Source organism: Paenibacillus sp. PAMC 26794 (assembly GCF_000316035.1).
Lineage (GTDB): Bacteria > Bacillota > Bacilli > Paenibacillales > Paenibacillaceae > Paenibacillus.
This window is the reverse complement of record NZ_ANHX01000059.1, coordinates 39198-51207: the sequence shown is the minus strand read 5'-3', so window position 1 is coordinate 51207 and position 12010 is coordinate 39198. Positions and strand designations below refer to the sequence as shown.

11 protein-coding genes are annotated in these 12010 nt (G+C 47.2%); 7 read left to right on the top strand and 4 right to left on the bottom strand.

All coding sequences use genetic code 11. The features are described from left to right. The first annotated feature begins 12 nt into the window (after window positions 1-12). On the top strand, window positions 13-1518 hold the full coding sequence (locus tag D829_RS0120495; RefSeq protein ID WP_026081308.1) for an MDR family MFS transporter: 1506 nt from the start codon (window positions 13-15) through the stop codon (window positions 1516-1518). A 474-nt stretch (window positions 1519-1992) separates the two neighbouring features. Here the strand turns inward: D829_RS0120495 and D829_RS0120490 are convergent, their stop codons facing one another. Continuing rightward, window positions 1993-2454 (bottom strand): MarR family transcriptional regulator, encoded by a 462-nt coding sequence (locus D829_RS0120490; protein ID WP_017690799.1) that lies wholly within the window; start codon window positions 2452-2454, stop codon window positions 1993-1995. A 347-nt stretch (window positions 2455-2801) separates the two neighbouring features. Between D829_RS0120490 and D829_RS0120485 the strand changes: the two genes are divergently transcribed. From D829_RS0120485 to D829_RS0120475, 3 genes are all read left to right on the top strand, one after another. Continuing rightward, window positions 2802-4133, top strand: a complete 1332-nt coding sequence (locus D829_RS0120485; protein ID WP_017690798.1) for an MFS transporter — start codon at window positions 2802-2804, stop codon at window positions 4131-4133. 207 nt (window positions 4134-4340) lie between these two features. After that, window positions 4341-5690: a hypothetical protein gene (locus D829_RS0120480; RefSeq protein ID WP_017690797.1), complete on the top strand. Its 1350-nt coding sequence runs from the start codon at window positions 4341-4343 to the stop codon at window positions 5688-5690. A 49-nt stretch (window positions 5691-5739) separates the two neighbouring features. Beyond that, window positions 5740-6783: a hypothetical protein gene (locus tag D829_RS0120475; RefSeq protein WP_017690796.1), complete on the top strand. Its 1044-nt coding sequence runs from the start codon at window positions 5740-5742 to the stop codon at window positions 6781-6783. 79 nt (window positions 6784-6862) lie between these two features. On the opposite strand, the gene D829_RS34105 is transcribed toward D829_RS0120475, so the two are convergent. Together D829_RS34105 and D829_RS0120465 are read right to left on the bottom strand one after the other, a co-directional pair. Next, on the bottom strand, window positions 6863-7060 hold the full coding sequence (locus tag D829_RS34105) for a type II toxin-antitoxin system death-on-curing family toxin (protein ID WP_241230801.1): 198 nt from the start codon (window positions 7058-7060) through the stop codon (window positions 6863-6865). 197 nt (window positions 7061-7257) lie between these two features. Next, a complete protein-coding gene (locus tag D829_RS0120465; protein ID WP_017690794.1) occupies window positions 7258-7551 on the bottom strand; it encodes an AbrB/MazE/SpoVT family DNA-binding domain-containing protein in 294 nt (97 codons plus the stop codon). 179 nt (window positions 7552-7730) lie between these two features. Here D829_RS0120465 and D829_RS0120460 point away from each other — a divergent pair, with 179 nt between their 5' ends. The 3 genes from D829_RS0120460 to D829_RS31620 all read left to right on the top strand — a co-directional run bounded on the left by D829_RS0120460 (window position 7731) and on the right by D829_RS31620 (window position 10227). Then, on the top strand, window positions 7731-8462 hold the full coding sequence (locus D829_RS0120460; RefSeq protein WP_017690793.1) for an ABC transporter ATP-binding protein: 732 nt from the start codon (window positions 7731-7733) through the stop codon (window positions 8460-8462). A gap of 21 nt (window positions 8463-8483) precedes the next feature. Then, window positions 8484-9731: an ABC transporter permease gene (locus tag D829_RS0120455; RefSeq protein ID WP_017690792.1), complete on the top strand. Its 1248-nt coding sequence runs from the start codon at window positions 8484-8486 to the stop codon at window positions 9729-9731. 112 nt (window positions 9732-9843) lie between these two features. Continuing rightward, window positions 9844-10227 (top strand): hypothetical protein, encoded by a 384-nt coding sequence (locus D829_RS31620; RefSeq protein WP_017690791.1) that lies wholly within the window; start codon window positions 9844-9846, stop codon window positions 10225-10227. A gap of 362 nt (window positions 10228-10589) precedes the next feature. Here D829_RS31620 and D829_RS0120445 read toward each other — a convergent pair whose 3' ends face one another. Beyond that, entirely contained in the window at window positions 10590-11858 is a 1269-nt protein-coding gene (locus tag D829_RS0120445) for an NAD(P)/FAD-dependent oxidoreductase (RefSeq protein ID WP_017690790.1), read from the bottom strand. Between the last annotated feature and the right edge of the window lie 152 nt (window positions 11859-12010).

Sequence of the window (12010 nt, the reverse complement as noted above, 5' to 3'; positions counted from 1 at the left end):
GCAACTGGAGGTTTGAAGCGCAGTTTTATCTTGACGGGGCTGTTGCTCGCGACATTTCTGTCAGCGATTGAAGGCACCGTGATTGGTCCGGCGGGACCAACCATTGTCAGTGAACTGGGGAGTGTACAGCTGCTTAGCTGGATTTTCACCGCATATCTGTTGACGATGGCAGTGAGTACGCCCATTTTCGGTAAAATCAGTGACTTGTATGGACGAAAGCCTGTATTTCTGATTGGCTGTGCTTTATTTTTACTGGGTTCACTCCTGTGCTGTCTGTCGCAGAATATGGAGCAGTTGATTATTTTCCGGGCTATTCAGGGGATTGGTGCGGGGGCGGTAGTTCCTGTTACATTTACGATTATCGGGGACATCTACGCCATTGAAGAACGTGGCAAAATCCAGGGCTGGATTAGCTCCGTGTGGGGTATTTCCTCTCTGGCAGGGCCGCTGCTTGGCGGTTATTTTGTAGACAATCTGGGCTGGCAGTGGATCTTTGGTTTTAATGTGCCATTTGGTTTGCTTGCGATGTGGTTTGTATTCCGTTATTTGAAGGAAGATATCTCTCCACGTACAGCCAAAATTGATTATGTCGGTGCACTGACCTTCACAGTGGGTATTACCGCATTGTTGTTTGTCCTGTCGGCAGGTGGGCAGTATTATGCCTGGAGTTCTCCGTTGATTGTTGTGCTGAGTGTGGTCGCCGCTCTGTTTATTATTTTATTTTTCGTGGTGGAAAAAAGAGCTCAGGCCCCTATGGTTCCACTACATTTGTTCCGAATTCGGGACATCCGTGTGGCGAATATCGCCGGACTCCTGACCAGTACTTTGATGATCGGCCTGACCAGTTATTTGCCGCTCTGGGTGCAGGGGGTTCGGGGAGGAAATGCGACTGAATCCGGGCTGCTGCTCGCGCCGATGTCGGTGGGTTGGCTCATTGGTAGTGTGATGGCAGGCCGCCTGTTAATGAAAATTGGATCACGTATGACCGCATTGATTGGGTTAACCGGAATTGCGATTGGATCGGGTGGACTCTTTCTGGTCGGCGGGACATCCCCGCAGGCTGTGCTATTTATATTGACCTTTATTTATGGTCTCGGTTTCGGTTTTGCGTTTACGATCTTCACCATTATTGCGCAGTCTTCTGTAGGGTATAAGGAACGTGGTTCCTCTACGGCACTGCACACGTTCATGCGTACGTTGGGACAGACGATTGGTGCAGCGGCTTTTGGTACTTGGTTGAACTATCGGATCTCCACGTTATCGAGTGAGCAGAATCTGGCGGAGGCTGGGATATCGGAGAGTGATCTGAATGAACTGCTCGCACCACATACGGATGCAGCCCTATCTGATGACAAATGGGCGTTGCTGCGTAACGTGCTGGAAGGAAGCTTGCATTCCCTGTTTGTGATTATGTTTGTCATTGCATTGGTGTCGTGGGTAACGACGCTGGCTTTACGCAAACGTTTAATTGTACCCGAAGATGCAGATGCTCCACCGCAGCCACAAGGCTCGAAGTAAAAAGTGGATATATATATACAAAAAACATATGAAAAACCGGATTCGCCGATGTCAGGCAAATCCGGTTATTTTTGTTGATGGCACACGTGCAGTGGACTAGAGTACATCTTCAAACTCAGGCAAGTGATATGTTTGGGATGTCTGGGTCAAAAGCATTTTGAAGTACAGGCTGGTTAATCCTAGTCAATCATCCAGACGAAATTCTAAGGAACTGAGGACGTCTTATTTGACCTTCTGCTCCTCTTTTTAAATTGTAAGGAACATGAGACACGTTATTCCCCGAAATCACCTGGAAAACACGTTGTAAACGGCTGTTTATTCAAAGATAGCGTGTGTCAGATTCCTTAGAATGCTGCGAGCGCTTCAAACCCCTGAGTAAGACGTCACAGGTTCGTTAGCGTTAGCGCTCCCGCTCCATATCTGCTCCAGTACATTCTGTTACGCTCCGGTTTTCGGCAGGTTTGAAAAGACGCTCTAGCTGCTTGCTGATAAACGGTCTGCAGAATGTGCAAGCCTTCCCAAAAGTTCGGACAGCAATTCCTTGTCTTCCTCACTTAGTCCACTTACAGCCCGATCAATCTTCAACGCATAGCCTGGATAGATGTCATCCATGGTGCGCTGTCCTTCTTCGGTCAGTTCCACAAAGATGATACGTCTGTCTTGCGGACAATGTTTGCGGTGTAACAATCCTTTTTGCTCCAGCTTATCAATCACATAGGTCACATTGCCACTTTGCAGCAGAAGTTGTGCGCCAACCTGTTGAATCGGCTGAGCTCCTTTCATATATAACACTTCGAGCACCCCGTATGCGGTGGGGTTGAAGCCATGCACTTTGCTTCCGGATACAGCGTGTTCATTCACGCTCTTGAATGTCTGGGCCAAGGTGCGGTACAGATGAAGTGAACGTTCGGTTCCGATTTCTTGTAATTCCAGCATGCTGATCCCGCCTTTTCAGATTAGTTTTATAAGTTGAAATGATGAAGAGGGGTCCTCTCCGTTATGCTGTTCATGTAAAAGAGTATTTCAACTTATATGAGTTGGTTAGTTATGTTTGACGATTCAGGTTGTCGCCATGGTTTAATTGTAAACTTCTATTTCTACGAAAAACATGCGATATGTCACAAGATTTGCATTTTTAGCATTTAAAATTTGATCATTCATCATGCTGAAAAATTATCCTTCAGATGTCGCTTTTTCTCCGCCTCTGGCAGGAGGTTGAGTCAAGGGCTGCTCTATATAATGAGTTCATACTATGAATTGGAAGGTAATGGAGGAGAAGAAGGATGACAAGTGAGTTAACGTTTGAGGTACAACGACCGCTGAAGAATAACCGATCTTTTGTAACATTGATGGTGGCACAGGCCATTTCCAATCTGGGTGATTGGCTACATCTGCTCGCAATCCTGACCCTCGTGGGTATCCGCTGGAATGCAACGCCTTGGGAGATTACATTTGTCACACTTTCCGCAGCACTACCCATTCTGTTGACAGGGCCATTCGCAGGCACGCTTGCAGATCGCCTGAACCGAAAATGGCTGATGATTGTAGCTGATGGTGCACGGATTATCATCGTGGGTGCGTTAATTTTTGCTGACCAGATCTGGCACATCTACATACTGCTTGTCCTCAAATCCCTGTTCGATGTCATGTTCTCTCCGGCCAAAAACGGAAAGCTGAAGGAAATTGTACCTCGCGAACAGCTTGCGCAAGCTGTATCCATCAGTTCGGTGATCGAACAGATGTCCAAAATTATTGGTCCAGCGCTTGGTGGACTGCTGGTAGCCGCTTTTGGCATCACCTGGTGTTTTGTTCTGGATTCAGCGTCTTTTCTGATCTCCGGCATCATTTTATTGTGGATTCCTGGAACTCGGGTGATCCAATCTGCAATTCATAACGTAACAGAAGTAGAAGAAGAGACAGCTGGGGGTGTTCGCAACCGCCAAAAAGATTCTTTTTGGAAGGAAACACAGGAGGGCATCCGCATGCTCGCATCTCTCCCTTATGTAGGAACGTCTCTGATTTTGCTTGCTTCAGCCATACTTTTTCTGCAATTTGCTGATTCACAGACTGTGGTGTTATTCAGACAACTTCCCGGAATTTCAAGTGATCTGCTGGGATGGTGCGTGGCAGCAAGTGGCGTAGGTACTTTAATTGCAGCGATGAGTGTGCGGAAGTGGAAGCATGCAGGGCATGTTTTGAAAATGGGTCTGGGTACCATACTCATGGGTCTGGTTATCGGCGGAGCCGGAATCATTGTCGTGGTCTGGCCGTCTGCCGGACTTAGTGCGCACCTGCTGCTTATATCCGTCTTTGCCCTGGCAGGTGTCGGAATAGGGTTTGCGATTGTACCCTTTCAGATCCTGTTGCAGGAACAGACACCTGAGGCGATGACAGGCAGGGTGTTTGGAACGGTAGGTAGCGTGATGACAGCCAGTAATATTATGGGCCCGGTGGTAGGCGGATTCATGGTCACCTCTTTTGGTGTAGTGCCGGCTTTTGTCTGTTCAGGCATTTTGCTGACCCTGCTTGGGTTGATTTATTTGATGAAACGTAGCGGGGAAAAAGCCGATCGGAATGGCTCCCTTACAGCCAAGACAATGATTGCAGGCGACTGAAAACAGGCCGGATCTTCTAAGGTTAGAACAGTTAAAATGAAGATTCGAATGTACTTCAAATTTTAAGGTTTTGATTAAAAAGCGTTTGAGTAAACGCCTTCACATTTAATGAGGAACAGGCATAAATCCCTGTATTCTAATTATTCCTAGGGGAAAACTCATATGCCTTGTCCCACCAACGCATTAGCGGAAAGGGGGTGAAGCAACTTGAATGTAAAGTTACCAAAATCGATTGTGCGTCTTGGAAGCATACCACTGGCTATACTTGCCGGGACTTTGCTTCTCGGAGTTGGATCGTCACATGTATACGCGGATGATGCTCAGGTATCTTCTGAAAAACCGACCAGTGGATTGTCGCTAAATCTGTTTTCGCGCGATTCGGATGGCGGGTTGAATCTGACTCCGTCAGTATCGGTATCCACACCACTGCTGGATGTTGAAGTTCCATCGATCAAAGCGAATGAATCCACAGGTAAGCTGAGTGTATCTGAGCTGAAAGTAGATACACCGCTTGGATCGGCCGGAACATCAGAGATTGGGATTGATGCGAAGAAGGGAACCGTCGAACTGCCGTCTGTACAGGCGGATACACCGGTGATCAAAGCCGATGTATCAAGCAGTCAGGTGAACCTCAACGAAGGTACAGCTTCCTTGCCTGGCGTTACCGCAGAGGTACCCGAGGTGATCAAGGCAGAGACGTCTGCTGTGAAAACAGACCTTCGGCAGGGCAAGGTTGAATTGCCTTCCGTGAAGGTGGATGTACCTGAAGTTACTTCGGTCAATATCTCCTCATCCCGTGTGGATCTGAGTAAGGGAAATGTCCAGCTGCCATCTGTGAAAGCAGAAGTTCCAGTTGTAGACGTATCCGCTGAACTCAATCCTGATCAGGAAAAGGTGGAGATTCCAAGTGTGAAGCCGGAACCGCCTGTAGTCACTCCGGAAAAGCCGACGCTCGTCAAAACACCGAATGGTGAAACTTCCAATACGAGTGCACTCGCAGATCCTGTTTCATCTCAGAACAACGAGGAAGGACAGGACGCAGTACAGGTTACGGGCAAAGTGATTGAAGTCACCCCGGAATCAGAAGTACGTCCAGAGCAACCTGTTGTTCCGCAGGCATTGCCTGTGGAAGGAACCGATCTGACGCAGGATTCCGATGTTAGTTCAGGTTTGCCAGACAACGAGTTATTCCTCGTAGAGCAGCCATCTGCTGAACCATCTGTCACTGAACAAGTGCAGAGTAACCAGGAAGCCGATCTGAAACAAGATGATGCTGATGCAACATCTCCATTGCAGCCTCGCACAGAACGACCAGCAAGTTGGTCTGTTGCAGTAACTTCTCCCGGAGCAGCTAATGCTTCCGCCGGGACAAGCTCTGGTTCGTCCGGTGTAACTGGAGGCGGAGCAACCGCTCCAGCCGCTGCACTTCCGGGAGCAACAACGGGTCTGGTTACGCCAGATCACGATTTTTCCTTCCGAATGGAACGGCTCGATGGGTTCAGTCAATGGTCACAGGCACCGCCTGGGCGACCGCCGCAATATACCTCTTTCTCTTAGGCAACAATGGTGTTAATTCAACCAAAATTGAGAAGGAGTGTATATAATCATGAAAAAAGTGAATCGTTGGGTAAAATTGTTGGTATTGTCGGGTACGTTGGTGGCTGGATTGCTGGGAGCTTCGCAGGCAACTTACGCAGATAGCTATAGCAATAACAGCAGTGGCAATCTGGATCTGAATGCAGGTTTGCGCCTGGAGCTGGGATCTCTTCTGTCAGGACACCGTGACACTGGTTACGGAAACAATGGTAGCTACGGAGGTTCATCCAGTGCAACTGGAGCATTGAATTTGGATCTTGGCCTTAATGCCGGCTTATCTTCCGAGAGTATGAACCGTTACAATGATCGTTCTTCCGACCACACAGTTGAGCGTAGCAGTTCTGGCAAGCTGGGCCTTGGCCTGAATGCCAATGTGTCGGGAGAAGGTACAACGATGAGCGACTATTCACGAGGCGGCGAGGATCGGAACGTAAACAGCAGCTATGCGAGTGAAAGTCGTGGAGCACTGGATCTCGGTCTGAACGCAAAAGCAGAAGGAGAGAGTGCAACAATGGCTCAATCCGAACGCAACAACAGCGTGAAAGACAGCGAGCGTAACACGAACAGTAGCTATGCGAGTGAAAGCCGTGACGTACTGGATCTGGGTCTGAACGCGAAAGCCGAAGGAGAGAGTGCAACGATGGCTCAATCCGAGCGCAACAACAGCGTGAAAGACGGCGAGCGTAACACTAACAGTAGCTATGCGAGTGAAAGTCGTGGAGCACTGGATCTGGGTCTGAACGCAAAAGCAGAAGGAGAGAGTGCAACGATGGCTCAATCCGAGCGCAATAACAGCGTGAAAGACAGCGAGCGTACCGTGAACAGCAGCTATGCAAACGAAAGCCGCGGTGCACTGGATCTGGGTCTGAACGCGAAAGCGGAAGGTGAGAGTGCTACAGTAGCTCAAACTGAACGCAACAACAGCGTGAAAGACAGCGAGCGTAATGTGAACAGCAGCTACGCAAACGAAAGCCGTGGCGCACTGGATCTAGGTCTGAACGTGGATGCGGATGCAGAGAGTGAAACTACATCTGTGGTGGAGACAAATCGGTAATATGAGATTTTCACTGTAATATGAAGAAGCAGGGGCTCCGGAACCCCTGCTTCTTTTTTGCATTTATAAGACATATCAGTTAGCGTTCTTCTGAATGTTCTTCTAATAAGCGTACTATCTTTTCAATTGTATACTCGCTTTCGGCAATGTTGACCATAAATTCTACGGCATATTTACGTTCCATCTGCAAATGGTAGCCATTCACTCGCAGAAAGGACTTGGTTACAAGATAAGCTGTACGTTTATTTCCGTTATTGAAACAGTGGTTTTTAACCAATGACTCTAATAAGGCAGTAGCTCTATCAAATATGGAAGGGTAGGTATTCTCTCTAAACAAACTTTGGAGAGGTCTATTTTATCGCAGAATCCAACAAAGCAGAATCCTTAACCCCAGCTTGTGCTGTATCATTCATCTTCTTCATCATAAAATGGTGAGCGGCTACTACTTCTTCAATGGAAAGGAATATGGTCATCTTAACGATCCCTTAAATCATTAAGGATATCCTCATCTTCTTCGAAAACGTCGAAGAAAGCTTCCAGTACTTCGGGTCTTACATTTTCGGGTATTTTCATTTGTTTAACCTTTTTTAGTACAATTTCTCCCTGACTGTTTTCAATAAATTCAATCTCATTTCCCTGAGAAAGATGGAGCTTATCAATCAAAACCTTAGGCAAGCTAATGCCCAAGCTTTTTCCCATTTTTCCCATTTTGCGAGAAAGAATTTTTCTTTTGGAATGCTCCTCTTTCATATGAGCCCCACCATTCATGATATATTCCTCTTATAGTATGATCCAACTTATAAAAGTAAAACGTTAGTATGTAATAACATTAATACATGAATTGTAAATCAAAATGCTCAAAATGATCAAACATACAACCCGCAACTCGATTACAATAAAACATAAAGAATGAAATAAACGCCTGATCAGAACAGGGAGTGAATGATATGGGAACGGAATATAAAAGCACGGAAGTACAGGAGTCCATATTGGACGTACATATTACAGAGGCAGGATACGAGCCAGGACAATCGACCATACGCAATATTCGAATGAATGTGGCACGAGGAGAACTGGTAGGTATTATCGGACCAAATGGTGCGGGCAAAAGTACTACAATCAAAACGCTTCTTGGTCTGTTGGAACATGCGAACTATGAAGTGACGATTGGAGGAGATGGTCGTTATGCCTATATCCCGGAGCAACCGGTTTTTTATGAATATATGACCCTATGGGAACATCTTGATTTGGCCGCAGCAGCGTATGAAATGGAGGAAGAAGCTTTTGTTGCCAGAGCGGAGGAACTGTTGGTTCGCTTTGGCATGGACCATGTTCGGAATGATCTTCCAGCTAGTTTTTCGAAGGGCATGCGGCAGAAAATGATGCTGATGATCGGATTTCTGTCTTCACCGGATATTTATATTGTGGACGAGCCGTTCATCGGACTGGACCCTCGTGCCACCAAGGATTTTCTGAAATTGCTCGATGACGAACGTCGCCGCGGTGCGGGTGTGCTCATGTCTACGCATGTACTGGATACCGCTGAACGAATCTGCGACCGATTCATTCTGATTGCTTCGGGCAGATCTGCTGCCGAGGGAACATTGGATGAGATCCGTGAAGCGGCAGGATTGCCGGAAGCCTCTTTGTTTGACTGTTTCGATATACTGACGTCTTAGATAGAGAGAGGGTGAGAGAGGATGGAAACTTCCCAGCGTTATACACCACTTCGTTTATACAGGCGAAGACGCAAAGAGCACTTCAGGGAACAGATGAAAAATCTCAGACTCGTCGTGGATTGGACGGTTTGGGTATACCTGCTTGTTCCGGGTCTGCTCTATCTGATTGGATGGTACACGAGTCTGTGGACCAAATCACTGCCTGCATGGGCGACAGGATTACCGCTCCCCGTACTGACTGGGCTGATTGACGTCGTTATGCTTACCGGTGGTGTGTTGATATTTGTGGAGGAAGCGGATGTATTATTTTTGAAATCAAGGCCGTTGTGGATGCGAACGCTAATGAGGCAAGGGCTCTACCGGTCCTGTCTGCAACATCTGGGCAAAATGATCCTGATTACAGCGCTGACTGCTCCCCTGTGGTCCCGTGTCTATGAGATGTCGAATCTCCAGATTGCACTTATGGCTGTCTGGTTCGGTGCAGTAGCGTCATTCCAAGCCATAACACTGCATATGACGAAGGTACGATATACAGGATGGCGGCGCTGGATTCGGATGATTCCTCTCGTCATTGGCATAGGTTATATGACCATTAATGCCACATCATGGATGCATGGACAGACGTGGGAAATCTTATTTGGAATCGTAATTATCATGCTTCTTCTAATTACAGTTGGACAGATGAGGCTATTGATGAAGGGAACGTTTGAAGGGGATGTGCGGGAGGATCTGCGGAGCAGGCTGCAGCTTACAGCTCTAATGTTAAGCCGGGCAGTGAGCAAGCCGAAAGCCCCACGAACACGGTCCATTATCTTCCGCAAACCGCGTAAACTGTTACGCAATCGTTCCATCGCGAATCGGACAGCGGAGATTGCTTTCAAGGCATTTTTCCGGAACTCGGCCACGATGAAATTGTATCTGCAGCTTGGCGGACTATCCATCGCAGCAGTTGCATTGCCACCTTTTCCGGTCAATGTCATCGTGTGTGCGTTATTAATCATCATGTTGACGGTGATGTTTTATCGTTCTTGGGACGTTTTTGCCACGTCGGACTATGTTCAGCTTATAACATATGACTCGGAGGCGCTGCATCTTGCAGGTTCAATGATGGTTCGGATGTTGTTCATCCCGATTGGTATTCTTATGGGATTCACGCTGGGATTGGCCTGGCTCGGCTGGATCGTCGGTATTCTGACAGCTGCAGGTGCGGTGGCTTTCGGACTCTGTGTCTTATCTATTGCCGGATGGGTCCGGCTGACCCGCGCCTAAAGGAATTCCTTTCTAATTCGGAGCATATCACGCGCTAGTTCTGCCCATGCTATAGAAGAATAATCTCATCTATGGATGATGAGAGATTAGCTGTAGCAAGGAGGAAGAGACGATGATGGATAATAGCGAACTACAGGTGCACTTTTCAGACGATTCAGCGTTGAATGCCGCAAGGGCAACCTTGGAGGAATTGGGATATAAGCCGTATCAGTCCGGCCCGCTGGAATTGTACATCCCTACAGATCGCCAAGATCCTCTGTCTGCCGTAGAGATTGTACAATCTCATGGAGGAAGTGCCGTATTTGCCTCACAAACGGAAGAACTGGATCAGTTTCAGAATATATCAATTCCGGCTCATCTCGTGAATGAAGACTGGAATGAGGGTTATGCGAGTGAAAACCAGGGAAATCAAACTGAGCAAGGCAGACATAACTATAGCGATGACCCGACATACGATGATTCGGCTGATGGATTCTCAGGCAGTGTGAAGGCATAGAAGCATCACAAGCTAAGAGCAGTTCGAGCCAATTTATCCAAAATGGAACAATGCCCAAAAACCCCGATCGTCCACAGATGTGGATATCGGGGTTTTTAACATCTGAAGCAATTCATCATGCACTTAAATGTGTAATACCTAGTAGTGAGAGTTCAAAAAGTTCGGTTTTCAGTGCCGAGAAGATGGAATGAAGCTAGAAATGGAGTAGCGGAGCGTAGGAAAACTACGTGAGCAACTACAATGTTTCTGAAGGAAACATACTTCGTAAGCATCAACCTATTTCGGCTGAATTTCATATTCGATGCTGATGATGCCATTAGGCATGATTCGTAATCAAAAGCGGACTTTTTGAACAACCTCTATTATAGTTTAGCGTGTTTATATTCTGCTGCATGCATGCCAGCCGTATATCCTGTGGAGAATGCAGCGGTGATATTATATCCTCCCGTGTAGCCGTGAATATCCAAAACTTCACCGCAAAAGAATAGTCCAGGCAGCAGCTTGGATTCCATTGTTTTTGGGTATATCTCCTTTAAGTGGATTCCTCCCCCAGTAACGAAGGCTTCTTTGAGCGATCTTGTTCCGTCTGCACGGAAGGTAAAAGCCTTCATGAGCTCGCACAAGTTGCTTAACATGCCTTTGGGGAAATGGTGGAACGTGAGGTCATCGCTGATCTCCGCGCGTTTCATCATTAATGGAATCATGCGTTCAGGAACCCATGTTTTTAAAATGTTTTTGACAGCCTTGCGGGATTCTTGTTCCAATACCTGTTGCACCTGTGCTTCCAATGCACCTGGGGACAGCTCCGGGAACAGATCAATGCTCATAATGACCTGTGGGTTTCCAGACTTCATCTGAACCTTGCGGATAAATTGGCTGCAGCGCAGTGCAACCGGTCCAGACACTCCAAAATGCGTGAAGATCATATCCCCGCGATGAGAGATGACTGTTTTTCCTTTGGCATCCACTACGGATAGGGCGATATCCCTCAAAGACAAACCTTGCAGTTCTTTGGACTGAATCCAACTCTCTCCAGACACAATGGGCACTTCGGTCGGATATAACTCTGTAATGGTGTGACCCGCAGCCTCAGCCCAGGGATAACCGTCTCCGGTAGATCCGGTTTGGGGTACGGACTTGCCGCCGGTAGCAATGATGACAGAGCGCCCAAGAATAGTTTTACCAGATATCAATTTAACACCCTGTACCTGCTGACCGTTCTGAATAATTTCCTTGACCGGTTCTTTGGTGCGAATCTCAACGCCGAGGGAGACAATTTTGCCTACCAGCGCATCCACGACTGTTTTCGCTTTATCGGTTACAGGGAACATTCTGCCGTTGTCTTCTTCTTTCAGGGCAATTCCGAGATTCTCGAAGAAACGCATGATTCCCTGGTTGTCCAGATTCTGAAACGAACTATATAAAAAGCGTCCATTACCCGGAATATATCGGATGAGTTCATCCGTTTCCTTGGCATTGGTTACATTGCATCGACCTCCGCCAGAGATGCCGAGTTTACGACCCAGTTGATCTCCTTTATCCAGCAGAAGCACGGAGGCTCCATGCTCGGCAGCAGCAACGCAAGCCATCAGGCCCGCAGATCCACCACCAATTACAATGACATCATACATATGTTATTACCCTCTTTTTTTATTGATTTTGTCTGTTTTACGAAAAATGTGTCTACTCCTGGCTTTTTCTGAAATATAATGGAGTTATGAGCAGTTCTATTGTGCAGTCTTAAGGGATATATTGTAATATACTGTCGCCTATGTTTTAATCA

Bases quoted from the DNA above. Each gene is read 5' to 3' on its own strand.
- D829_RS0120490 (WP_017690799.1), bottom strand. From the start codon at position 2,454: ATGCTGGAATTACAAGAAATCGGAACCGAACGTTCACTTCATCTGTAC.
- D829_RS0120485 (WP_017690798.1), top strand. From the start codon at position 2,802: ATGACAAGTGAGTTAACGTTTGAGGTACAACGACCGCTGAAGAATAAC.
- D829_RS0120475 (WP_017690796.1), top strand. From the start codon at position 5,740: ATGAAAAAAGTGAATCGTTGGGTAAAATTGTTGGTATTGTCGGGTACG.
- D829_RS0120465 (WP_017690794.1), bottom strand. From the start codon at position 7,551: ATGAATGGTGGGGCTCATATGAAAGAGGAGCATTCCAAAAGAAAAATT.
- D829_RS0120460 (WP_017690793.1), top strand. From the start codon at position 7,731: ATGGGAACGGAATATAAAAGCACGGAAGTACAGGAGTCCATATTGGAC.
- D829_RS0120455 (WP_017690792.1), top strand. From the start codon at position 8,484: ATGGAAACTTCCCAGCGTTATACACCACTTCGTTTATACAGGCGAAGA.
- D829_RS31620 (WP_017690791.1), top strand. From the start codon at position 9,844: ATGATGGATAATAGCGAACTACAGGTGCACTTTTCAGACGATTCAGCG.
- D829_RS0120445 (WP_017690790.1), bottom strand. From the start codon at position 11,858: ATGTATGATGTCATTGTAATTGGTGGTGGATCTGCGGGCCTGATGGCT.